Below are 21649 nucleotides of genomic sequence, written 5' to 3'. Positions count from 1 at the left end.
TTGCGGACCGCAGGGGCGGGTTTCCTGCCGCGCGGTCCGCATGCTTAACCACCTGTTAAGTCTTGCCGTGCCAGATGGGTCGACCCAACGGGGAATCGATCATGGCACAGCCCGCCTTCCTGCCTCGGCCCGCCAATCTGCCGGATGCGGCCCGACCGCCCCTGCCCGACAGCGGCGTCCTGTTGCGCGGGCCGACCCTTGCGGCCCGCGACAAACGCCTGCTGGGCCAGATCTTGCTGGAGGACGGGGCCCTTGATCCGGGCGATCTGCTCAAGGCGACGATCATCACGCAGCGGCATGGCATCCGCCTTGGGCAGGTGTTGTTGGCCCATGGCATGGTCACGCCGCAGGCGCTGGCGCATGCCCTGTCGCGGCAATGGCGCACCAGCTGCATCGATCCCGACCAGACCCGCCCCGATCCGCGCCTGATCGATGCGGCGGGCGCGGGGTTCTGCCTGACGCATGGCCTGCTGCCCTGGCGCCGGATCGGTGGCGTGACATGGATCGCCACCGCCCGTCCCGACGAATTTTCCGCCTGCCTGCCCCACCTGCCCGCAGCCTTCGGTCAGGTCCGCATGCTGCTCTGCAGCGAGGATCAGGCGCAGGCGGGTGTCTTGAATTCCCGCCGCACCCGCCTGATCCGCGAGGCTGAAGCCCGCGTGCCCGCCGCCGAAAGCTGCCGCACGCAGAACCCGGTCCGCACATGGCGGCTCGCCATGCTGGTGCTGGTTTTGTCCCTTGTGACGATGCTGGCAGCGCCCGGCCTTCTGGTGGCGGTTCTGGCGGGATGGGCGGTGCTGACCCTGCTGACCCAAAGCGCGCTGAAACTGATGGCCTTTCTGGCCGCGCGCCGGGGCCGGATGGAACAGGAGGAGATCGCCCTGGCCATCGCCCAGGGCCATATGTCCCCCCCGGTGACCGAGGCTGCGCTGCCGCTGATCTCGGTCATGGTGCCGCTGTTTCACGAAAAGGACGTGGCGGGCGCGCTGGTTGCGCGGCTGGCCCGGCTGGAATATCCGCGCGAGCTGACCGATATCCTGCTGGTGATCGAGGCCAGCGACCAGATCACCGAGACGGCGCTGGTCGGCGCAAGACTGCCGCATTGGATCCGGGTGATCCGGGTGCCCGACGGTCCGATCAAGACCAAGCCGCGCGCGCTGAACTATGCGCTGAACTTCTGCCGTGGCCAGATTGTCGGCATCTGGGATGCCGAGGATCGCCCCGATCCCGACCAGCTGCACAAGGTCGCACGCCGCTTTGAATTCGCCCCCGCCGATGTCGCCTGCCTGCAGGGGGCGCTGGATTTCTACAACCCGCGCACCAACTGGCTGGCCCGCTGCTTTACCATCGAATATGCGGGCTGGTTCCGGGTGCTGCTGCCCGGCGTGGCGCGGCTTGGGCTGGTGGTGCCTCTGGGCGGCACGACACTGTTCTTTCGCCGCCCCCTGCTGGAACAGGTCGGCGCATGGGATGCGTGGAACGTGACCGAAGATGCCGATCTGGGCGTGCGGCTGGCCCGGCGCGGCTATCGCACCGAGATCCTCGAGACGACCACCGACGAAGAGGCCAATTGCCGCGCCCTGCCCTGGGTCAAGCAGCGGTCGCGCTGGCTCAAGGGCTATGCGATGACCTGGGGGGTGCATATGCGCGACCCGGTGGCGCTCTATCGCTATCTGGGGGCCTGGCGGTTCTGGGGCTTTCAGGTGCAGTTCCTGGGCGCCCTGTCGCAATATCTGATGGCCCCGGTGCTGTGGAGCTTTTGGCTGCTGGCACTTGGCCTGCCCCACCCGCTGCGCGCGCCTTTGGAAACCACCTTGGGGTCATGGGCGATCACCGGGCTGTTCGTGCTGTTCGTCGCGTCCGAGGCGCTTGGGATCTTTGTGGGCATGCGCGCCGTCCGGGGCGTCAAGCACCGCCACCTGATGCTTTGGGTGCCGACGCTGCATTTCTATCACCCTCTTGGCTGTCTGGCGGGATGGAAGGCCATCTACGAGGTCGTGACCAAGCCCTTTTACTGGGACAAGACCGCCCACGGCCTGTTCGTCGAGGCTGCGGCCACACCCGGCGCCATGCCCTTGGCGCAGGGACTGGTGTCGCTGCCGGTGCTGGGCCATATCGGGGGCCGCTCGCTGGCCGAGGTCGCCGCCGACCTGCAGGACAGCGCGCATCAGGCCAGCCACGGACCGGACACCCTGGGCCGGATCGGCGGGGATGGCGATGTCCCCGACCCGACCATTCCCCCGGGTCCGACCGCAGCGCGGGACGGGCTAGGCCAACAGGACCATGCCCCGGACCCTGTCGCGCGGGACCAGTTGACCCCGCAAAGGGCGCAGCACTAGGCTTTGGCGTCAGGGTTTTGCCAACAGCGGCTGTCCATTGGCCCGGCAGAGTGGATGCGCCGCGCACGGGTCGCCGCTGCAGCCCCTGAAACGCGAGGCACCACTGATACGCATGCCCATAGCCGCCTTGGTCCCCCTTGCCCGGAACGCCGTGCCTGCCGCGAACCGGCGGGCCGCGCCTCAACCCTTCCTGCCCTGCTGAAGCACCGATCAGTCTGGTGGCGGCAGATGCGCCTCGATCAGGTCGCGGGCCTCTTGCACCTGTCGGGCCAGACGGTCGCGCAGGGCATCGGGGCTGGCCTCGCCCACCTCGCGCAGCAGGAAATCCTGCCCACCACGGCCGATCTCGTCCATGTCCAGCGGGCGGTCGGTCAGCAGACGGGCGGCGGCATGAACGCCCCAAAGCCCCCGCCAGACCGAGGCAAGCGTCGAGGCCTCGGTCGTCGACAACAGACCCGCCCGCCGCCCGGCGCGCAGTTGCGCCAGTGTGCCATGCGCCGGATCGCCTGCCCGCAGCGCGCAGCTTTGCGCCAGCAGGTCGATATCCTGCAACCGCCCCGGCCCCCGCCGCGCGTCATAGGGCCCCTGCGCAGGCTTGGCCGCAAACAGCCGGGCGCGCATCTGGGACAGATCGGGCAGCACTCGCGCATCGCCTCCCCGCTGCGCCAGAACCTGACGGCGCAGCGCCTCGAACTGATGGGCCAGCGCGGGGGCGTCCGGGCCGACATGGGCCACGGCGCGGGCGCGGGTCAGGGCCAGATGTTCCCATGTCCAGGCCTCGGTCATCTGATAGGTCTCGAAGCTTTGGATCGCGGTCGCCACCGGCCCCTGCCGCCCCGAGGGACGCAGACGCATGTCGACCTCGTAAAGACGCCCCTCGGCGGTGGGGGCGGACAGGGCGGTGACCATCGCCTGCGTCAGCCGCGCGTAATAGGGCCGCGCGGCCAGCGGGCGCGGCCCCTCCGAGGCATCGACGCCCTCTGCATCGTACAGAACGATCAGGTCCAGATCCGATTCCGCATTCAGCACCCGCGCCCCAAGCGAGCCCATGCCCAGCACCACCGCCCCCCGCCCCGGAGGCGAACCGTGGCGGCGGGCGAAATCGGCGGCGGTGACCGGGACGAGGGCTGCGATGCAGGCGCCCGCCAGATCGGCATATTGGGCGGCGGCCTCTTCAGCGCCGATCAGGCCGCGCAGGTGATGCACGCCGATGCGGAACTGCCATTCATGCGCCCATCGCCGCGCGGCATCCAGGGCGCGTTCGTATCCGCCGCCGGGCCGGGTCAGGGCGCGCTGCAGGGCGGTGTCCAGATCGGCATGCAGACCGGCCTCGCCGGGCCATGCGGCGAAAAAGCTGCCCGCCAGCACCCCGTCCAGCACCGCCGGATGCTGCGCCAGATAGGCGGCAAGGCCGGGCGCGGTGCCGCAGATATCGACGATCAGATCAATCAGCTGGGGATTGGCCTCGAACAGCGAAAACAGCTGCACCCCGGCGGGCAGGCCCGCCAGAAAGCTGTCGAACCGCGCCAGCGCCTCGGCAGGATGGCCGACAGCGGCCATGCGCGACAACAGCGCCGTCTCGATCCGGCGAAAGATCTGCTGCGCGCGGTCCGAGCGCAGCGCCGGATAGCCCTGCCAGCGGTCGATGATCGCCTGCGACCCATCCGAAACCACGGGCCGCTCCGCCGCCTGTTCGCCCGGCGCAAAGAACCGTTCGGTCAGCGCATGGACCCGTTCCAGCCGCGATTTCAGCGTGGTGCACCATGCGGCCACATCGTCCTGCCCCATCAGGGCGGCGATGATGCGCAGGCCCTGATCGTCCTTGGGCAGGGAATGGGTCTGCGCATCATTCACCATCTGGATGCGGTGTTCGATATCGCGATGCTGGCGGTAATGGTCGGTCAGCTCGGTCGCGACATCGGTGGGAATCCAGCCCTTGGCGGCCAGCGCCGCCAGCCCGCCCACGGTGTCGCGGGCGCGCAGGTCACGGTCGCGCCCCCCCGCGATCAGCTGACGGGTCTGGGTGAAGAATTCGATTTCGCGGATCCCGCCGCGGCCCAGTTTCAGGTTGTGGCCCGCCACCTCCAGCCGCCCACCCAGGCCCTTGTGGTCGCGAATGCGCAGCCGCATGTCATGGGCGTCCTGAATGGCGGCGAAATCCAGATGCTTGCGCCAGACAAAGGGCCACAATTCGCGCAGGAACCGCTCGCCCGCCGCGATATCGCCTGCCGCCGCCCGCGCCTTGATAAAGGCGGCGCGTTCCCAGGTGCGGCCCTCGGCCTCGTAATAGACCAGCGCGGCGGCGGCCGAGATGCAGACCGGCGTCACCGAGGCATCGGGCCGCAGCCGCAGATCGGTGCGAAAGACATAGCCATGGTCGGTGACGTCGGACAGGGTCGCGGCCATCTTGCGGGTGACGCGGATCAGCGCGGCGCGGGCCTCGGCCTGATCATCGGGCGCATAGGCGGCATCGTCGAACAGCACGATCAGATCGATATCCGAACTGTAGTTCAGTTCCCGCGCGCCGCCCTTGCCCATCGCCAGCGCAAAGATGCCCCCAGCATCAGCGTCCGTCGCCGGCAGCTTGCCGCGCGCGATCTCGGCCCGGACATGGGCGCGCAGGGCCAGATCGACGGCGCGGTCGGCCAGATCGGACAGCGCGCCGGTCACCTGTTCCAACGACCAGACGCCGCCCAGATCGGCCAGCGCCGCCTGCAACGCCACCCGCCGCTTGGCACGACGCAGGGCGGCGGACAGGGCGGCGGGGTCCAGATCCCCGAACTCTGCCGTTTCGCGCCCGACCACATCGTCGTGATCCAGCGCCCCGGGCAGCCATGCGGCCTCGCGCCGGATCAGGTCGGCCAGATAGGGGCTGGACCCCGCCACGCCCTCGATCAGGGCGCGCAGCCGGTCGGGCTGATCGGGGAACAGGCCCGCCACATCGGCCCCGCGGGCGGGATCGGCGGGCAGGGGCAATCGGGTGATGCGGGATGTGAAGCTCATGCCCGCCACCTTACTGCGGGGCGCGGGGCCGTCAACGCGGCCCGGAGCGTGGTGGCTGCGACGATCGTCGCTGCTTTCCCGGCTTGGCCTGCCCGGCAAAGGTTGCTAGGCTTTGGCGGACAAGCCGATCGGCGAAACGGACAGCGCAGCCCCCGCATGACCTTGTGTGACCTGACCAGATGCCGCAAGGGGCGCGCCTGATGCGCCATACATTGCCCCATGCGCCGCAATTCTATGTCACGGCCCCGCAGCCCTGCCCCTATCTGCATGGCCGGGCCGAGCGTAAGCTGTTCACCGCGCTGCAGGGCGACAATGCGGGCGATCTGAACAACGCCCTGTCGCGGCAGGGATTCCGTCGGTCGCAGAACGTGCTGTATCGCCCCAGTTGCGAAAGCTGCGTGGCCTGCATGTCGGCGCGCATCCGGGTGGCCGATTTCCTGCCCTCGCGCACGCAGCGCCGCATCCGGGCGCGCAATGCGCCGCTGCGGCGGCTGGCGACCAGTGCCTGGGCGACCGAGGAACAGTTCGAACTGTTCCGCCGCTATCTGGACAGCCGTCATGCCGATGGCGGCATGGCCGACATGGACATCTTTGAATTCGCCGCAATGATCGAAGAGACGCCGGTCAAGACCAGGGTCATCGAATATCGCTGCGACGACGATGCCATTCCCGAACTGGCGGCGGGCGACGATCATCTGGCCGGGGTCTGCCTGACGGACGTGCTGGATGACGGGCTGAGCCTTGTCTACAGCTTTTACGACCCGCTGCTGCGGCCTGCCAGCATGGGCACCTATATCATTCTGGATCATATCGAGATCGCGCGGGCGGCGGGCCTGCCCTATGTCTATCTGGGATATTGGGTGCCGGGCAGCCGCAAGATGGATTACAAGGCCCGCTTCAGCGCGCTGGAAATCTACAAGGGTGGCGTCTGGCAGGATATCGGCAGCCCCGAGGCCCATTCCAACGAGGCCCATCCCCTGTCGGTCGATCCCATCGTCGAACAGGTGGCCCGCATCGCGCTGCCGCAATTCGACCGTTAGCGCCGGGCAAGTCGCGAAAGAAAGTTTCAAATAACACGCTGTCTGCGTCACTTTATCCGCCGGTTCCCATTGACCCCGCCCGGAGGTGACCCTAGTTTGCGCCGACGCCGGGTCGGGGATCGTCCCTCCAGGCGGGTATTCATGATGGATGGAGCAAGACAATGTCCCGAACAATGACGGGTGCGAGAATGGTGGTCGAGGCGCTGCGCGATCAGGGCGTCGATACCGTATTCGGCTATCCGGGCGGGGCGGTGCTACCCATCTATGACGAGATTTTCCAGCAGAACGACATCACCCATATTCTGGTGCGCCACGAACAGGGCGCGCTGCATATGGCCGAAGGCTATGCCCGTTCTACCGGCAAGCCGGGGGTCGTGCTGGTCACCTCGGGGCCGGGCGCCACGAATGCGGTCACCGGGCTGACCGATGCGCTGCTGGATTCGATTCCGCTGGTGGTGCTGTCGGGGCAGGTGCCGACCTTCATGATCGGCACGGACGGGTTCCAGGAGGCCGATACCGTCGGCATCACCCGCCCCTGCACCAAGCATAACTGGCTGGTCAAGGATACCGAACAGCTGGCCGCGACCATCCACAAGGGGTTCCATGTGGCGACCTCGGGTCGGCCGGGGCCGGTGCTGATCGACATCCCAAAGGATGTGCAATTCGCGACCGGCACCTATGTCGGGCCCAAGCAGGTCGATACCGGGCGCTATCAGCCCGCCCGCAAGGGCGATCTGGCCGCGATCACCCGGCTGGTCGAACTGATGGAACAGGCCGAGCGCCCGATCCTGTATACCGGCGGCGGGGTCATCAATTCGGGTCCGGGCGCCAGCCAGCTGCTGCGCGAACTGGCCGAGGCGACCGGATTTCCGGTGACCTCGACGCTGATGGGTCTGGGCTGCTATCCGGCCTCGGGCGACAAATGGCTGGGCATGCTGGGCATGCATGGCACCTACGAGGCCAATCTGGCCATGCATGGCTGCGATCTGATGATCAATATCGGCGCGCGGTTCGACGACCGCATCACCGGGCGGATCGCCGATTTCAGCCCCGGATCGGTCAAGGCGCATATCGATATCGACCCGTCCTCGATCAACAAGGTCGTGCGGGTGGATGTGCCGATCGTCGGCGATGTCGGCCATGTGCTGGAAGACATGCTGAAAGTCTGGAAATCCCGCGGTCGCCGCACGAACAGCGCCGGGCTGCAGGCCTGGTGGGCACAGATCGAGGGCTGGCGTGCGCGCAACTGCCTGGCTTTCCGCAACAGCGACACGATCATCAAGCCGCAACACGCACTGCAACGGCTGGAGGCGCTGACCAAGGACCGCGACCGCTATATCACCACCGAGGTCGGCCAGCATCAGATGTGGGCCGCGCAATATCTGGGATTCGAGGCACCGAACCGTTGGATGACCTCGGGTGGGCTTGGCACGATGGGCTATGGCCTGCCGGCGTCGATCGGCGTGCAGATGGCGCATCCCGACGCGCTGGTCATCAATGTGGCGGGCGATGCCAGCTGGCTGATGAACATGCAGGAGATGGGGACCGCCGTGCAGTTCCGTCTGCCGGTCAAGCAGTTCATCATGAACAACGAACGCCTTGGCATGGTGCGCCAGTGGCAGCAATTGCTGCATGGCGAACGCTATAGCCAGAGCTGGTCGGACAGCCTGCCCGATTTCGTCAAGCTGGCCGAAGCCTTTGGCTGCAAGGGTGCGCAGGTGCGCGACCCCAAGGATCTGGATGCGGCAATTCAGGCGATGCTGGATTATGACGGCCCGTATATTCTGGACGTGCTGGTCGAGAAGCACGAGAACTGTTTCCCGATGATCCCCTCGGGCAAGCCGCATAACGAGATGCTGATGGGCGAGGCGGAAACGCTTGGCGTCATCGAATCCGAAGGCGCGGTGCTGGTCTGATGCCAATGGGGGCGTAGCCCCCATACCCCCAGGATATTTATGCCAAGATGAAAAGGCAGAGCCATGAATGCACTGAACATCCAGAAGGGCATGTCGAGCCATTCGGCCTATGACCTGCGCGATCCCCATTCCCAGCTGGAGGAAAGCCATACGCTGGCCGTGCTGGTCGAAAACGAGCCGGGCGTTCTGGCCCGCGTGATCGGCCTGTTCGCAGGGCGGGGATACAATATCGACAGTCTGACCGTGGCCGAGGTGGACCATACCGGGCACCGGTCCCGGATCACCGTGGTCACGCGCGGCACCCCCTCGGTGATCGAACAGATCAAGGCGCAGCTGGGCCGGATCGTCGTCGTGCACGAGGTCCATGACCTGACGGTCGAGGGGCCGTCGGTCGAACGCGAGCTGGGGCTGTTCAAGGTGCGTGGTCAGGGCGAAAAGCGCGTCGAGGCGCTGCGCATCGCCGAGATCTTTCGCGCCAATGTCGTCGATTCGACGCTGGAGAGCTTTGTGTTCGAACTGGTCGGCCCACCGTCCAAGCTGGACGCTTTTTCCGAACTGATGCGGCCTTTGGGTCTGACCGATATCGCGCGCACCGGTGTTGCCGCCCTGTCGCGGGGCGTCTGATCCCGTGTTCCGGTGACCGCGGTCGGACTGGCTGTCCGGGCGGGCGCCGGGTGGTTGCGGCGCCGTTCGGTCCCGGACTAGCGGGTCGCCCGGTTGCGGGCGGCCGCATAGTCCGGACCGCTGCAGCAGGGTGTCGGCGCAATCGCCCCCTCGGCCGTGAGCCGGCCTTGATTGGCCACCACCCGCAATTGAGGGGCGCGTTGTTCGGGATCGAACCGGGACAGGATCTGCGGCAGGTGCGACGCCGCCTGTTCGGACAGGATCGACACGCTCAGCGCGTGGCGCAGATCGCCGACCGTCCGGGTCTCGAGTTCCACAAGATCACCGGCCTGCGGCCATTTCAGCGGATCGGCGACATTCGCCCGGCCCTGAAGATAGGCCAGAGTCGACTGATCCTCGCACCAGATGATCGCCTTTTCGCGCGGCCCGCTGCTCCATACGACAACCCCGATCATGGGTTCTCCCCCGTCCGTCTTTGCGCCGCGGCGCCCCGTAATGTCTGCGTCAATAACATGTCCGCTCCTACCCTTTTGGACTAGAGCAGAAATCCGCCGATGCGCCAGCATTTTTCAGTCTTTGGTAGAAGTTTTATGCGCCGAAAGGCGGATGCGTGCCCATTGGGGAACAACGGTTGGGCGTTATCTGGCCAGCGTGCCGGAAAGTCTGGTCAATTCTTCAATTTCTGCTTTAATCAGAGTGGCTTGGCTGGCATGTGACTGAACGTCTCGGGCTAGTTCTGAGGCCGCTTCGGCGAACACGGCGGGGGCCATGCGACTCAGTGCGGTCAGCATCATGTGCAGGGCGCGATGCACCTCGACCATGCCGGCGCCATCGCGGGCCAGTGGCATCAGACTGGTGCGCAGAACCTCGATCGCGGTGATGCTGCGGATGTGCAGGCGGGGGAATTGCACGTCCGGCGTGGCCTCGTCCCGCCAGACCGACAGGATGCGCAGCATGCGCAAGGTGACCGCAATGGCAGTGCCGGGATCGTTGACGGCGGGCGACAAGGCGCGCTGGCCGATCTCGGACAGGACCAGAAAGCCGAAGCGCGGATCCTGATCGAAGCTGCGCTGCGGACGCAGGGTGACACAGCCGATCAGGTCGCGCCGCAACTGATCGGCGTCATCGGGATCGGCGGGCATGTTCTGCACATGGCAAAGGGCGCTGGCCGGATGCACCAGATCGCCGGGCGTGGCGTTCAGATACAGGACCACCCCGGCCTTGTCCGCCAGATCCGACAGCGCCTGCATGTCCAGATTCTGGACATGGCCGACCTCGGGCGCCAGGACGGGATGGCTGCCATCCGGGGGCGGGCCGCGCAGGGGATTGGCCCCCAGCCAGGGCGACTGCAACCGCAGCTGCAGGGCCTTCTGCGTCACCTCTTCGACCCGGGCCAGATTGTCGCCGATCAGCCCCAGCTCTCCCAAGCGGTTGATCCAGCGCAGCAGCGACAGAATGATGATCACGACGATCAACAGCGTGGCGATGAACAGCACCACGCGTCCGCCGCCGCCATAAAGCCCGGTCTTCAGCATGATCAACCCGACCAGACTGAAGACGAAGGCCCCCATGAAGGTCGCCAGCACCGTCTGGCTGACCCCGTCGCGCGCCAGCAGCTGCACGGCCCGGGGGGTCGATCCCGAACTGGCGGTCGCATAGGCCGCCGTCAGGATCGACAGCGAGAATGTCGTGACCGTCAGCATGGACGAGGCAATGATCTGCAGGATCGCCTCGATCGCATCGGCGCCGATCTGGCCCGCCAACCGGTCGGGGATCTGGTTGCGCAGCACGAACCCCAGGGCCGCCGTCAACAGGCCGAGCGCCGCAAAGGCAGCCACACGCACCCACAGGGTCTGCAGGATCTCGCGCAGGCGCCAGCGCAGGCGGCCGACGCCCCAGCTTTGTGCCATGCTCAGCGGATCCGCCCGGCCTGCACGTCGCCGACCGCGCGGCGGACCTGCGCCAGACGCTGCGCCCGGGCCGGGTGGGTGCCCAGCACATGATTGCCGGGGTCGGGGATGCGCTGGAACAGGCCCGATCCGTTGATCGGATCAAAGCCCGCATTCAGGGTGATGATGGCGCCCAGGTAATCGGCCTCCAGCTCCCATTCCTTGGAATAATAGCGTGCACCGACGGATGCGCCGATTTCCTGCGCCCGCTCGATCGCCGTGGAATCGCCGCCATAGGCCGAGGCGAGGCTGCCCAGCACCACCGCCGCCGCCGAGGCCGCGCCGGATTTGCGGTCCAGATGATTCAGGATGTGATGGGCGGATTCGTGGCCGACGACAAAGGCGATCTCGTCGGGGTTCTGGGTCTGGGCGATCAGCGACAGGGTAAAACCCACCACCGGACGGCCATTGCGGTCGACGGTCTGAAAGGCGTTCGGCTCCAGCCCCGGGCGGTCATCGACGACGAAGATGAAATCGCAGCTGATCGGGCGGGTGCGGCGGTTCAGGCATTCCTGACGGACCGCAGGCTCCATCCGGCGCATGACCTGCACAAAGCTGCGCGCGGCACCGTCCGGGGTGGCCGCATGCGGGGCCGAGGGCGCAGGCAGCGCCACCTGCTGACGCTGTGCGGGCGCGTCGGCATAGGGGCCGGTCGCGGGCGCCGGCATGGGCGCACAACCCGCAACCGCCAATGCGGCGGCGACCATTCCCGCCAGCCAGCCGCGCGCCATCATCTTGCCCATGCGTTCCGCCTTGTCCTGCGCCAGCAGATCCGGCGCCCCTGTTCGATCCCGGGCAGTTTACCCCGTGGGGTTGCCGCGTAAAGCCCGGCTTCTTGCCGCAGCCGCCCATTCACGCGATTGTCGGCCCCTCAGCAAGGAGATTCGGATGTTCACCATCGAACATGATTTCGACGCGACCGTGATCACCCTGATCGACGAGGCCGATCCCGGCACGGGACCGCTGAACGAGGATGTCGTGATCCTGTCCTTTGACGACCGGGTCATTCTGGAACAGATGAGCGCGGATGGCGACGAGGTCGTGCGCGTCACCCTGACCATGCACCAGCTGACCGAATTGCGGCTGGCCCTGAACCTGCCCGAGGGCAATTACCGCATCGAAAAGCAGGGCTAGTCCAGCCGCACCAGCTTGTCGCGCGCCGCCTCGCCCCGGATCACCGTCAGGCGCGACGGGGCGACCCCCATCGCCTTGGCCAGCAGCTTCAGCCCGGCGCGGTTGGCGCGGCCATCCTCGGGCGGGGCGGTGACATGGATACGCAGCAGATCGCCTTCGGGCGTGATCGTGTTGCGCCGCGCGCGCGGCGTCACGCGCAGGGTCAGGACCGCGCCGGGCCGGGCCAGATGGGTCAGGTCGCTCATCGGGATGTGATGGCGCAGCCGCGCCTCTCCGGCAAGCCCGCTTGCGATGCGCCCGGTCATCTGAGACACCGCCTGGAAACCTCAGGAGATCCGCATGGACCACCGCAACGACCCCGCCCTGCAGTTTCTGGCGACCCGCCGGTCCCATCCGCCCAAGCTGATGACCGCACCGGGGCCGGATCGCGACCAGCTGATGGGGCTGCTGACGCTGGCCGCCCGCGCCCCCGATCATGGAAAATTGGAGCCGTGGCGCTTTGTGGTTCTGGGGCGCGACACCCTGGACGCGCTGGCGCCGGTCCTGCGGGACGCCGTGCTGGCCGAGGGGCAGGATCAGGCGGCAGCGGACAAGGCGGCCTCGGCCATGGCCAGCCCGGTAATCGTCGCGGTGATCTTTTCGCCGGTGGACAGCCCCAAGGTGCCCGAATGGGAACAGATGCTGTCGGCGGGGGCAGTCTGTCTGGGGCTGGTCAATGCCGCGCTGGCCTCGGGCTGGGGGGCGGCATGGCTCAGCGGTTTCGTGGCGCTGAACCGGGATTTTGCGCAGGCCCATCTGGGGCTGTCGGCGCAGGAACGGGTGGCCGGGATGATCCATATCGGCACGCGCGGCGCCACGCCCCCTGAACGCCCGCGCCCCGACATCGCCGCCAAGACCCGGTGGCTGCCATGATACCCGTCCGCGCGCTGGCCAAAGGCTGGGGCGATCTGCTGCGTCCGTCGGTCCTGCGGCTGGTGCTGCTGGGGATCGCGCTGACCATCGGCCTGTTCATCGCGCTGCAGACCGCGATCTTCTGGATGATCCGGCTGTGGCTGCCCGGTGGCGTCAGCCTGCCATGGCTGGGTCAGGTGGAATTCGGACAGGTTCTGTCATGGGGTTCTCTGGCACTGTTTCCGGTGATGGGCATCTTTCTGATGGCCCCGGTCGCCGCCGGGTTTGCGGGCCTGTTCGCCGAAACCGTCGCCGAAAAGGTCGAGACGATCCATTACCCCCACCGGCGCGGCGCCTCGCTGGATTTCTTCGACGGGTTTCTGGAATCGCTGGCGGTGGTGGCGGCGATGCTGGGCGTGGCGGTGATCTGCCTGATCCTGACGCCGTTTCTGGGCCCCTTGGCGCCGGTGCTGTTTCTGGGCGCGAATGGCTGGCTGCTGGGGCGAGAGTTCTTTCAGATGGCCGCCCGCCGCCATCTGGACGAAGGCCCGGCCCGCGATCTGCGCCGCGCCTATGCGGGCCGGATCACCGCGACGGGCGTGCTGGTCGCCGTAGGGCTGATCATCCCGATCGTCAACATCGCGGTGCCGTTGCTGGCGGCGGCGGCCTTCACGCATCTGTTCCAGATAATCAGCGGATCAGCTGATCCAGCTGCGAGATATCGGCGCGGGTGATCACCCCCCCAAGGATCAGCCAAGCCAGCACCGCCCAGATGGCAGCGGTGATGCCGGTGGTCCAGATCAGCTTGCGGCGCCAGTTGATGCCCGCAGGGGCACCGGCATGGGTGCCGCGCACCACGGCGCCCGCATCCGCCTGACTGCGCTGGCCGATCGGCATGACGCAGAACAGCGTCAGAAACCAGATTGAAGCGAACAGAACGATCCCGCCGGTCAGGTTCATCAGATTTCCTCCAGTTCGATCAGGCAGCCATTGAAATCCTTGGGATGCAGGAACAGCACCGGCTTGCCATGCGCGCCGGTCTTGGGATCTCCGCTGCCCAGCACCCGCGCCCCCTCGGACAGCAGACGGTCGCGGGCGGCAAGGATGTCATCGACCTCGAAACACATGTGATGGATGCCGCCCGAGGGGTTCTTGTCCAGAAACCCCCGGATCGGACTGTCATCGCCCAAGGGATAGAGCAGTTCGATCTTGGTGTTGGGCAGCTGGATAAAGACGACGGTGACACCGTGGTCTGGCTCGTCCTGCGGCGCGCCGACCTCGGCCCCAAGGATGGTGCGGTACTGCTGGGCCGCTGCCGCAAGGTCGGGCACGGCAATGGCGATATGATTCAGGCGACCGATCATCGGATCCTCCGTTTCGGCCTTTCTAGGCGCTTCGGCGGGGGCACGAAAGGAAAACCAGATCCCGTTAACGCCATGTTAGTGATTCGCGCCCTAACTGAACTCATCAGCCAGAACGGGAACCCGCCATGTTGACCAAGACCGCCACGGAACCACCCAAGGCCCTGCCCCTGCTGCATCTGTCGATGCCGCGACGCCCCCTCAGCGGGCTGACCGTGCTGGTGGTCGAGGATTCGCGCTTTGCCAGCGAGGCTGTGCGGTTGCTGTGTCTGAAATCGGGTGCGCGCATTCGCCGCGCCGATTGCCTGCGATCGGCCCTGCGGCATCTGCGGACCTATCGCCCGGCGGTGGTGGTCGTCGATCTGGGCCTGCCGGATGGCGACGGGGTCCAGCTGATCGCCGATCTGCACGGGGCCGATCCGCGCGTGCCGGTGATTCTGGCGATGTCGGGCGATCCCGATCGCGCTCAGGCGGCCCTGACGGCGGGGGCGGACAGCTTTCTGCCCAAGCCCGTCGACAGCCTCGCCGTGTTTCAACAGGCCATCCTGTCCGCCCTGCCGACCAACGCGGGCGGCGCCCCCTTGCGCGCGCTGCCCGACGAGGTGATCCGGCCCGACCTGTCCGGTCTGCGCGATGATCTGACCCATGTGGCCGATGTCCTGTCCGGCGCGCAGGACACGACCGCTATCGACTATATCGCCCGGTTTCTGGCAGGCGTGGCGCGATCCTCGCATGATCCGGCGCTGGAGGCCGCAGCCGCCGCTCTTGCACGCGACCATCTGGCAGGCCATGCGCTGGCCACCGATCTGGCCCGGATCAGCGGCATGGTGCAGGATCGGCTGTCCCGCGTGGCCGAGATATAGGGACGCCCCGTCAGGCCAGCAAGCGCGGGTCCGGCCCCATGTCCAGCCCCGGAAAGACCGCGCCTTCCAGCACGGCCTTGGGGATGCCGAACTTGGCATGCATCGCCCAGGCCGCATAGGCCCGGATGTCGCGCAAAGGCATCAGATCGCGCCCGGCATACAGATCGCCCTCGGACAGGCCCGGCCAATCGCCCAAGGCCCGCCCGCCGCGCACCGCGCCCCCCGCGACCAGCATGGCCCCCCCGGTGCCATGATCCGTCCCGCCCGAGCCGTTCTCGCGCACCGTGCGCCCGAATTCGGTCATCGCCATGATGGTCGTGCGTTCCCAGTTCCGTCCCAGATCCGCCTTCAGCGTCAGGATCGTGTCGGACAGGCGGGTCAGCGCGCGCGTCAGCCCGTTCGTCTGGCGCACATGGGTGTCCCAGCCCGGCAGGGAAAAGCTAGCGATGCGGGTCGCGCCGTTCAGCCGGTCGGCGGCAAAGCGGGCCAGCTCCAGATGCTCTTCGCCGTTCCTGGTCGAGGTGATGCCGGGCGACAGGCCGGCCACGATCTCCATCGCCTGCTGGCTGGCATCGCGGAACAGCGGATCCTCGTGATAGATCTGGGTCAGCAACAGCTGCGCCTGCGGGCTCAGATCCATGATCGCGCGGGGGGTCCAGCTTTTGGCGGGTGCCGCCCCCTGCAGAATCCGCATCTGGGCGGCTGCCACGGAATAGGCGGTCTCGCTGTCCTGTCCGGGCATCTGCTGCAACAGCCGGTTCAGCCAGCCATCCTGCTGCGCCTCGGTTTCCAGATCGGTGCCGGTCCCGGCCTCCAGCATGTCCTGACCGTCGAAATGGCTGCGCTTGTCGCGATAGGGGGTCGAGACGGCGGGCGCAAAGCTGAGCTGGCCCGCATTCCACAGGGGCAGCAGCGGCGACAGGGCCGGATGCAGGGCAAAGAACCCGTCCAGATCGGTGGCATTGCGGTCGGGGCCAAGCGACAGGGTCCGGCGCAGCCCGGCCAGATCGCGGTCGCCATAGGGCTGGAACACGTCCAGCCCGTCCATCGCCCCGCGCAGGATGATGATCACCAGCCGGTTGTCGCCCGGCGCGCTGGCGAAGGCGGCCGAAGACAGCCATGGGCTGGCCGCCGCCGAACAGCCGATCAACGCAGAGGATTTCAGGAAAAGGCGCCGGGTCAGCATATCATCACCTCCGGTTGAAATCGACCGAGGCCAGAACAAGGGCCACGCCCTCGGCCTGACTTTCAGCCCGGGGAACGGCCCAGACCAGGGCCTCGGACGCGGTATCGCCCAGACAGGCCTCCAACAATCCGCGCGCATCCGGCAAGGGTTTGACCAGACGCGAGGGCACCGCCATCGCCCAGTTGATCCGCATCGCCAGACCCTGCGGGCTGGCCCAGTTCTCTGACGGCTCGGGCCAGCCATCGGGGCCGGACGGTGCCGCCCAGGGCTGCCCCATCACCGCCAGCGGCTGGCGCAGATGCCCGTTGATGATGCTGGATCGCAGGGCCAGAACCTCGGGGCCGGTCAGCCCCAGACTGCGCATTCCGGCCACCAGAAACTCGAACGGCTGGCGCATCTTGCCCCGGAAATGCGTGGCCAGTTCGGGCGCCTCGGCCAGTGCCAGATTCATGGCGCCCAGATCGCCGCCGGTATCCATGAACACCCCGGTCAGCCGGTCGACCAGTGCCTGCGGCGGGTCGTCGGCGACGAAATGCACGGCCATCTTGCGCGCGATATGCGCCGCCGTCGCCGGATGCACCGCCAGATCGGCGATGACCGCGCGGATGTCGTCCAGACTGCCCTTGCGCCCGCCATAGGTCTCGCCCAGCACCGTCTCGGCCCCCGGCTCGGCATTTTCGCGCCGGAAGATGGCGGTGCGGCGCGGGTTGTAGGTCAGCCCGGTCAGCAGTTCGGCCAGCTGCTCGATATCGGCTTGCGTGTATTCGGCCCCCACACCCAGACTGTGCAGTTCGATCATCTCGCGGGCCAGATTTTCGTTCAGGCCCGCAGGCTTGCGCGGATTGCGCCGCGCGCTGATCGAATTGGGTCCGACCGAGTTGATCTGATCCAGATAGGCCAGCATGCCGGGATGGGTTTCCGCCGCCAGCATCATCTCGCCGAACCGGCCCGACAGATGCGGGCGGATCGCATCCTCGATGAAGGCCGCCGCCATCAGGCTTTGGCGCAGGCTGCCGCCCGCCACGGTGAAATGGTCGGCCCAGAACCAGACCAGCCGTTCGCCGAATCCCGCCACATCGTCCACGGCACGGGCGAACCGGGCGCGGATCGACTGGTCATAGGCCTGCGACTTCACCTTGCGCTGCGCCTTGCCCGCCTCTTGCGCGCCGGGATCGCCGGCCTTGGCGGCCATGCTGATGTCGCGTCCCTCAAGCTGCCAGGCGCGCATCCGCTCCAGCGTGATCGAGCGTGGGCCAATGCGCGTCGCCCCCACGACCGAGGCCGCGACCGCCTGCGGATCGGCGGGCAGGGTCATGCGGGGCGACAGGCCGTATCCAAGGCGGATCGCGGCCATCTGGTCATAAGGGGGCTGCGTCATCAGGCGGCGGCTCCGGGCTTTTGCTGCTGTGCAGCATCATGCCACGGACGCCCCCCTGATGTCAGGTCACTCTTTCGGCAAGGCACGCAGTCGCAAATCGCGCATCTGCTCGTTGGTGGGCTCGCTTGGCGCGCCCATCATCAGATCCTCGGCGCGCTGGTTCATCGGGAACATGATGACCTCGCGGATATTCGCCTCATCCGCCAGCAGCATCACGATCCGGTCGATGCCCGCCGCACAACCGCCATGCGGCGGTGCGCCATAGCGGAACGCCTTGACCATGCCGCCGAACCGCTTTTCGACCTCACTCGCCGGGTAACCCGCCAGTTCGAACGCCTTGAACATGACCTCGGGCGTGTGGTTGCGGATCGCACCGCTGATCAGTTCATAGCCGTTGCAGGCCAGATCGTATTGATAGCCCAACACCGCCAGAGGATCGCCCTGCAGCGCCTCCATCCCGCCCTGCGGCATGGAAAACGGATTGTGGCTGAAGTCGATCTTGCCGTCATCGGTCTTCTCGTACATCGGGAAATCGACGATCCAGGCGAATTTGAACTGGTTTTCATCGATCAGGCCCAACTCGCGTCCGATCTCGGTCCGCGCGCGGCCTGCGACGGCCTCGAACTGGTCGGGACGACCGCCCAGGAAGAAGGCCGCATCGCCTTCGGCCAGCCCCAGCTGGTCGCGGATCGCCTCGGTCTTGTCAGCACCAAGCGCTTTGGCGATGGGACCGGCAGCCTCGGTCGAGCCATCTTCGGCCTTGCGCCAGATGATATAACCCATGCCGGGCAGACCCTGCTGTTGCGCAAAAGCGTTCATGCGGTCGGCGAACTTGCGGCTGCCGCCCTTGGGGGCCGGAATGGCGCGGACCTGCGTGCCGTCCTGTTCCAGCAGCTTGGCAAAGATGCCAAAGCCCGAACCGCGGAAATGGTCACTGACTACCTGCATCTCGATCGGGTTGCGCAAGTCGGGCTTGTCGGTGCCGTATTTCAGCAGCGACTCGGCATAAGGGATCAGCGGCCAGTCGGCATCCACGCGGCGGCCCTTGCCGAATTCCTCGAACAGGCCCTGAATGACCGGCTGGACGGTGGCAAACACGTCTTCCTGCCGGACAAAGGACATCTCCATGTCCAGCTGATAGAAATCGGTGGGGCTGCGGTCGGCGCGCGGATCCTCGTCGCGGAAGCAGGGCGCAATCTGGAAATATTTGTCAAAGCCCGCGACCATGATCAGCTGCTTGAACTGCTGCGGCGCCTGCGGCAGGGCATAGAACTTGCCCGGGTGCAGGCGCGAGGGCACCAGAAAATCGCGCGCGCCTTCGGGGCTGCTGGCGGTGATGATCGGGGTCTGGAATTCGGTGAAATCCTGATCCCACATGCGGTTGCGGATCGACCGGATGACCTTGCTGCGCAGCATGATGTTGTTGTGCAGGCTGTCGCGGCGCAGGTCCAGAAAGCGGTAGGCCAGCCGGGTTTCCTCGGGGTAGTCCTGATCGCCGAAGACCGGCAGAGGCAGCTCGTCCGCCGGGCCCAGGACTTCGATGTCGGTCACATAGACCTCGATCTCGCCGGTGGGCAGTTTGGCGTTCACAAGGCTGGCGTCGCGCATCTTCACGCGGCCGTCGATGCGGATCACGGTTTCAGCGCGCAGCCGGTCCATGGCGGCAAAGGCCGGGCTGTCGCTGTCGGCCAGCACCTGCGTCATGCCGTAATGGTCGCGCAGATCGACGAACAGCACACCCCCGTGATCGCGCTTGCGATGGACCCAGCCCGACAGGCGGACGGTATCACCGGCATTGGCGGCTTTCAGATCGCCGCAGGTGTGGCTGCGATAGGCGTGCATGATCAGTCCCCGTTTGTTCAGCCCCCGCACAAAGCGCGGGACGGACGGGAAGTCAACCTTTCACTAAAAGGGCCGCACCACATTGCCGCTGTAGAAATAGACGCCCATGCCGACCGCGAACAGGATATTGCCCGCCACCGCATGCAGCGCCCATGCGGCGGGAAAGCCGTGGCGCAGATAGGCCCGGCCAAAGATCCAGCCGCCGACAAAGGTCATGATCGCCACCACCCATGACCAGTACATCAGATGCGCAAAGGAAAAGACCGCCGCATTCAGGGCGATGGCCGCCCGGCCCTGCGGCAGGATCGCGCCATAGCGGTGAAAGAACAGCGGGCGAAAGATCAACTCCTGCGGCAGGGCGGACAGGATCGGATAGAACAGCCAGATCACGGCCAGCATCTCGGGGCGGTGGCGCGGAATGGCGAACAGCGCCTCGGGTCGGGTCAGGGTCAGGATCAGCCAACCCGTCAGCAGCACGGCCAAGGCGATGCCCGCCAGTTCGCGCCACGGCATGCGCCGCCAGCCGCGCACCAGCACGCGCCACTGAAACCCGCCGGTGACCCACAACAACCCCATGCCTGCCAGACTGAACACGGCCAGCGCCTTGAACAGCTGTTCGGGCGGCAGGAACAGCGCGATGGCCAGCGGCGCCCCGATATAGAGCGCCGCGAATTCCAGCCTCAGCCAGCGATGCGGGCTTACCGCACCAGTCGTGCTTGCAACCATCGTGACCAATCCGCAGCCGAGCCCGCAAAGGCGTTGATATCCGTGTCACCCTGAATCCCGGGAACGATCCCGGTTCCGGTATACTGCCAGAAGGTCCAGCGCTGGCCCGGATAGGTCACACTGGGATGGTTCGCTGTCGAGCGCAGCCAGAATTCGGCATTCAGCCGGCCCAGCTGGTTCTCGCGATAGAAATCGACCGTGGTATAGATGATCGGACGCTGGCCATAGTGACGGCCCACCAGCTGCAGGAACACCTCGGCCTCGCGCAGCACTTCGGCGGCGGGGGGGCGGCGCGGGCAGTTGCGCGAGTTGGTCCATTCCAGATCCAGAACGGGCGGCAGCGATCCGGCCTCGCGCGGGACGTTGCGCATGTACCAATAGGCGTTTTCCGCGCCCGTGCGGCAGAAGTAATAGAAATGATAGGCGCCGCGCGGAATGCGCGCCTGCGCGGCCTCGTACCAGTAGCGGCGGAAGTTGGGGTCCGCGTGATCGCCCCCCTCGGTCGCCTTGATAAAAGCAAAGCTGATCCCCGAACCGCGCACCCGGTTCCAGTCGATATCCCCCTGCCAGCGAGAGATGTCGATGCCATGCACCGCATGCCCGTAAGGTGCCCCGCCCGTCCAGGCATGCGGGCGGCGATCGCCCAGCTGCGGCGTCGCCCCCGGTCCCGGTGCGGGTTGATAGCTGGCCGGCGCCCCGCCTCGTGGCGGCGTGCGCGCGCAAGAGACCGCAAAGGTCACCACCGCCAGCCCCAGCATCAGTTTGATCAGAAATTTCATCCCTGCCCCGTCCTTCCCATCGACGATTCCGCCCGATGCGCTTTCTGCGCCATTATGCTGCGTTATCTCAAACCCGTGAGGCAATGTCATGGAGGGGGGACGGTCACGGTTGCGTCAGGACGCAAAAAGGGCCCGGACGATGCCGGGCCCCTGATCGGAACGGGTCGAATGGTCGCCTCAGTTGGCGGGTGCGGGGGCCGGTTCGTCCACCGGGCCGCCAGCGGGCGCATCGGTGCCTGCGGGCAGATCGGCGGTGCCGACCGGACCGGTCGTGCCGTCCGCAGGCGTATTGCCGCCCGGCGTGGTGGGCGCGCCGGTATCCTGGCCCAGCCCTTCGGCATCGCTGACCGGCGTATCGCCCGGAGGCGCGGTGGTGGCGATGCCGTCATTCTGTTCGTCCGCACCGGGCGAGAAGACAAGGAACGCCAAGCCCGCAACGACCAGCGCCACGATGATGGCGATAATCGCGGGCTTGTGCTTACGGGCGGCTTTTTCGGGATCGTTATGATTATAGGACATGGGCGGTTCCCTCCGGGATGATTCCCTAGCCAACGTCGCGACGGGGGCGGGGTTCCCGCCCCACTGCGGCGTTCAGCCAGGCGCCGTCTCTCACACACA

Annotated in this window: 21 protein-coding genes; 8 read left to right on the top strand and 13 right to left on the bottom strand. The window is 66.8% G+C overall.

Annotation, left to right across the window (positions count from 1 at the left end; genetic code table 11):
• Positions 1 to 101 precede the first annotated feature (101 nt).
• On the top strand, positions 102 to 2339 hold the full coding sequence (locus EG885_RS10110; protein WP_131574361.1) for a glycosyltransferase: 2238 nt from the start codon (positions 102 to 104) through the stop codon (positions 2337 to 2339).
• A 210-nt stretch (positions 2340 to 2549) separates the two neighbouring features.
• On the opposite strand, the gene EG885_RS10105 is transcribed toward EG885_RS10110, so the two are convergent.
• A complete protein-coding gene (locus EG885_RS10105) occupies positions 2550 to 5342 on the bottom strand; it encodes a [protein-PII] uridylyltransferase family protein (protein ID WP_131574360.1) in 2793 nt (930 codons plus the stop codon).
• 200 nt (positions 5343 to 5542) lie between these two features.
• On the opposite strand from EG885_RS10105, the gene EG885_RS10100 reads away from it, so the two are divergent.
• The 3 genes from EG885_RS10100 (at position 5543) to ilvN (ending at position 8922) form a co-directional block, all read left to right on the top strand.
• Complete coding sequence (locus tag EG885_RS10100; protein WP_131574359.1) at positions 5543 to 6382, top strand: arginyltransferase; 840 nt, start codon at positions 5543 to 5545, stop codon at positions 6380 to 6382.
• A 161-nt stretch (positions 6383 to 6543) separates the two neighbouring features.
• Entirely contained in the window at positions 6544 to 8298 is a 1755-nt protein-coding gene (locus EG885_RS10095; protein ID WP_131574358.1) for an acetolactate synthase 3 large subunit, read from the top strand.
• A 63-nt stretch (positions 8299 to 8361) separates the two neighbouring features.
• A complete protein-coding gene (gene ilvN, locus EG885_RS10090; RefSeq protein ID WP_131574357.1) occupies positions 8362 to 8922 on the top strand; it encodes an acetolactate synthase small subunit in 561 nt (186 codons plus the stop codon).
• A gap of 77 nt (positions 8923 to 8999) precedes the next feature.
• On the opposite strand, the gene EG885_RS10085 is transcribed toward ilvN, so the two are convergent.
• From EG885_RS10085 to EG885_RS10075, 3 genes are all read right to left on the bottom strand, one after another.
• On the bottom strand, positions 9000 to 9377 hold the full coding sequence (locus EG885_RS10085) for a hypothetical protein (RefSeq protein WP_131574356.1): 378 nt from the start codon (positions 9375 to 9377) through the stop codon (positions 9000 to 9002).
• Between the two features lie 183 nt (positions 9378 to 9560).
• A complete protein-coding gene (locus EG885_RS10080; RefSeq protein ID WP_131574355.1) occupies positions 9561 to 10832 on the bottom strand; it encodes a DUF2254 domain-containing protein in 1272 nt (423 codons plus the stop codon).
• A 2-nt stretch (positions 10833 to 10834) separates the two neighbouring features.
• The gene (locus EG885_RS10075) at positions 10835 to 11614 is read right to left on the bottom strand and encodes a M48 family metalloprotease (protein WP_242679600.1); all 780 of its coding nucleotides are present in this window, start codon (positions 11612 to 11614) and stop codon (positions 10835 to 10837) included.
• 145 nt (positions 11615 to 11759) lie between these two features.
• Here EG885_RS10075 and EG885_RS10070 point away from each other — a divergent pair, with 145 nt between their 5' ends.
• A complete protein-coding gene (locus EG885_RS10070) occupies positions 11760 to 12005 on the top strand; it encodes a hypothetical protein (RefSeq protein ID WP_131574354.1) in 246 nt (81 codons plus the stop codon).
• On the opposite strand, the gene EG885_RS10065 is transcribed toward EG885_RS10070, so the two are convergent.
• A complete protein-coding gene (locus EG885_RS10065) occupies positions 12002 to 12250 on the bottom strand; it encodes a DUF167 domain-containing protein (RefSeq protein ID WP_207392258.1) in 249 nt (82 codons plus the stop codon). The two genes, EG885_RS10070 and EG885_RS10065, sit on opposite strands and share 4 nt — an antisense overlap.
• A 94-nt stretch (positions 12251 to 12344) precedes the next feature.
• Here EG885_RS10065 and EG885_RS10060 point away from each other — a divergent pair, with 94 nt between their 5' ends.
• Together EG885_RS10060 and EG885_RS10055 are read left to right on the top strand one after the other, a co-directional pair.
• The gene (locus tag EG885_RS10060; RefSeq protein WP_131574353.1) at positions 12345 to 12917 is read left to right on the top strand and encodes a nitroreductase family protein; all 573 of its coding nucleotides are present in this window, start codon (positions 12345 to 12347) and stop codon (positions 12915 to 12917) included.
• Positions 12914 to 13630 carry an EI24 domain-containing protein gene (locus EG885_RS10055; RefSeq protein WP_242679604.1) on the top strand — a complete coding sequence of 239 codons (717 nt, stop codon included), beginning with the start codon at positions 12914 to 12916 and terminating at the stop codon, positions 13628 to 13630. The genes EG885_RS10060 and EG885_RS10055 overlap by 4 nt, the downstream gene beginning before the upstream one ends.
• Here the strand turns inward: EG885_RS10055 and EG885_RS10050 are convergent.
• Both EG885_RS10050 and mce read right to left on the bottom strand, forming a co-directional pair.
• Positions 13587 to 13856 (bottom strand): DUF1467 family protein, encoded by a 270-nt coding sequence (locus EG885_RS10050; protein ID WP_131574352.1) that lies wholly within the window; start codon positions 13854 to 13856, stop codon positions 13587 to 13589. The two genes, EG885_RS10055 and EG885_RS10050, sit on opposite strands and share 44 nt — an antisense overlap.
• The gene (gene mce / locus EG885_RS10045) at positions 13856 to 14260 is read right to left on the bottom strand and encodes a methylmalonyl-CoA epimerase (RefSeq protein ID WP_131574351.1); all 405 of its coding nucleotides are present in this window, start codon (positions 14258 to 14260) and stop codon (positions 13856 to 13858) included. The genes EG885_RS10050 and mce overlap by 1 nt, the downstream gene beginning before the upstream one ends.
• Positions 14261 to 14385: 125 nt before the next feature.
• Here mce and EG885_RS10040 point away from each other — a divergent pair, with 125 nt between their 5' ends.
• On the top strand, positions 14386 to 15120 hold the full coding sequence (locus tag EG885_RS10040) for a response regulator (protein WP_207392256.1): 735 nt from the start codon (positions 14386 to 14388) through the stop codon (positions 15118 to 15120).
• A gap of 10 nt (positions 15121 to 15130) precedes the next feature.
• Here EG885_RS10040 and EG885_RS10035 read toward each other — a convergent pair whose 3' ends face one another.
• The 6 genes from EG885_RS10035 to EG885_RS10010 all read right to left on the bottom strand — a co-directional run bounded on the left by EG885_RS10035 (position 15131) and on the right by EG885_RS10010 (position 21550).
• Entirely contained in the window at positions 15131 to 16306 is a 1176-nt protein-coding gene (locus tag EG885_RS10035; protein ID WP_131574350.1) for a DUF1501 domain-containing protein, read from the bottom strand.
• 4 nt (positions 16307 to 16310) lie between these two features.
• On the bottom strand, positions 16311 to 17684 hold the full coding sequence (locus EG885_RS10030) for a DUF1800 domain-containing protein (RefSeq protein ID WP_131574349.1): 1374 nt from the start codon (positions 17682 to 17684) through the stop codon (positions 16311 to 16313).
• 66 nt (positions 17685 to 17750) lie between these two features.
• Positions 17751 to 19526, bottom strand: coding sequence for an aspartate--tRNA ligase (aspS, locus tag EG885_RS10025; protein ID WP_131574348.1), 1776 nt, complete (start codon positions 19524 to 19526; stop codon positions 17751 to 17753).
• Between the two features lie 63 nt (positions 19527 to 19589).
• Complete coding sequence (locus EG885_RS10020) at positions 19590 to 20252, bottom strand: CPBP family intramembrane glutamic endopeptidase (protein ID WP_131574347.1); 663 nt, start codon at positions 20250 to 20252, stop codon at positions 19590 to 19592.
• Entirely contained in the window at positions 20225 to 21031 is an 807-nt protein-coding gene (locus EG885_RS10015) for a glycoside hydrolase family 25 protein (protein ID WP_131574346.1), read from the bottom strand. Before EG885_RS10015 ends, EG885_RS10020 begins: the two co-directional genes overlap by 28 nt.
• Positions 21032 to 21208: 177 nt before the next feature.
• Positions 21209 to 21550, bottom strand: coding sequence for a hypothetical protein (locus tag EG885_RS10010; protein WP_131574345.1), 342 nt, complete (start codon positions 21548 to 21550; stop codon positions 21209 to 21211).
• Between the last annotated feature and the right edge of the window lie 99 nt (positions 21551 to 21649).

This window comes from Paracoccus nototheniae (assembly GCF_004335005.1).
Lineage (GTDB): Bacteria > Pseudomonadota > Alphaproteobacteria > Rhodobacterales > Rhodobacteraceae > Paracoccus > Paracoccus nototheniae.
The sequence above is the reverse complement of the archived record's forward strand: the minus strand, read 5'-3'. Positions and strand labels throughout refer to the sequence as shown.

Excerpts from the sequence above, each read along its gene's own strand:
- EG885_RS10075 (WP_242679600.1), bottom strand. The coding sequence starts at position 11,614 with ATGGGCAAGATGATGGCGCGCGGCTGGCTGGCGGGAATGGTCGCCGCC.
- EG885_RS10080 (WP_131574355.1), bottom strand. The coding sequence starts at position 10,832 with ATGGCACAAAGCTGGGGCGTCGGCCGCCTGCGCTGGCGCCTGCGCGAG.
- EG885_RS10055 (WP_242679604.1), top strand. The coding sequence starts at position 12,914 with ATGATACCCGTCCGCGCGCTGGCCAAAGGCTGGGGCGATCTGCTGCGT.
- EG885_RS10105 (WP_131574360.1), bottom strand. The coding sequence starts at position 5,342 with ATGAGCTTCACATCCCGCATCACCCGATTGCCCCTGCCCGCCGATCCC.
- aspS (WP_131574348.1), bottom strand. The coding sequence starts at position 19,526 with ATGCACGCCTATCGCAGCCACACCTGCGGCGATCTGAAAGCCGCCAAT.
- EG885_RS10010 (WP_131574345.1), bottom strand. The coding sequence starts at position 21,550 with ATGTCCTATAATCATAACGATCCCGAAAAAGCCGCCCGTAAGCACAAG.
- EG885_RS10035 (WP_131574350.1), bottom strand. The coding sequence starts at position 16,306 with ATGCTGACCCGGCGCCTTTTCCTGAAATCCTCTGCGTTGATCGGCTGT.
- EG885_RS10050 (WP_131574352.1), bottom strand. The coding sequence starts at position 13,856 with ATGAACCTGACCGGCGGGATCGTTCTGTTCGCTTCAATCTGGTTTCTG.
- EG885_RS10070 (WP_131574354.1), top strand. The coding sequence starts at position 11,760 with ATGTTCACCATCGAACATGATTTCGACGCGACCGTGATCACCCTGATC.
- mce (WP_131574351.1), bottom strand. The coding sequence starts at position 14,260 with ATGATCGGTCGCCTGAATCATATCGCCATTGCCGTGCCCGACCTTGCG.
- ilvN (WP_131574357.1), top strand. The coding sequence starts at position 8,362 with ATGAATGCACTGAACATCCAGAAGGGCATGTCGAGCCATTCGGCCTAT.
- EG885_RS10085 (WP_131574356.1), bottom strand. The coding sequence starts at position 9,377 with ATGATCGGGGTTGTCGTATGGAGCAGCGGGCCGCGCGAAAAGGCGATC.
- EG885_RS10060 (WP_131574353.1), top strand. The coding sequence starts at position 12,345 with ATGGACCACCGCAACGACCCCGCCCTGCAGTTTCTGGCGACCCGCCGG.
- EG885_RS10040 (WP_207392256.1), top strand. The coding sequence starts at position 14,386 with ATGTTGACCAAGACCGCCACGGAACCACCCAAGGCCCTGCCCCTGCTG.
- EG885_RS10020 (WP_131574347.1), bottom strand. The coding sequence starts at position 20,252 with ATGGTTGCAAGCACGACTGGTGCGGTAAGCCCGCATCGCTGGCTGAGG.
- EG885_RS10015 (WP_131574346.1), bottom strand. The coding sequence starts at position 21,031 with ATGAAATTTCTGATCAAACTGATGCTGGGGCTGGCGGTGGTGACCTTT.
- EG885_RS10110 (WP_131574361.1), top strand. The coding sequence starts at position 102 with ATGGCACAGCCCGCCTTCCTGCCTCGGCCCGCCAATCTGCCGGATGCG.
- EG885_RS10100 (WP_131574359.1), top strand. The coding sequence starts at position 5,543 with ATGCGCCATACATTGCCCCATGCGCCGCAATTCTATGTCACGGCCCCG.
- EG885_RS10065 (WP_207392258.1), bottom strand. The coding sequence starts at position 12,250 with ATGAGCGACCTGACCCATCTGGCCCGGCCCGGCGCGGTCCTGACCCTG.
- EG885_RS10030 (WP_131574349.1), bottom strand. The coding sequence starts at position 17,684 with ATGACGCAGCCCCCTTATGACCAGATGGCCGCGATCCGCCTTGGATAC.
- EG885_RS10095 (WP_131574358.1), top strand. The coding sequence starts at position 6,544 with ATGTCCCGAACAATGACGGGTGCGAGAATGGTGGTCGAGGCGCTGCGC.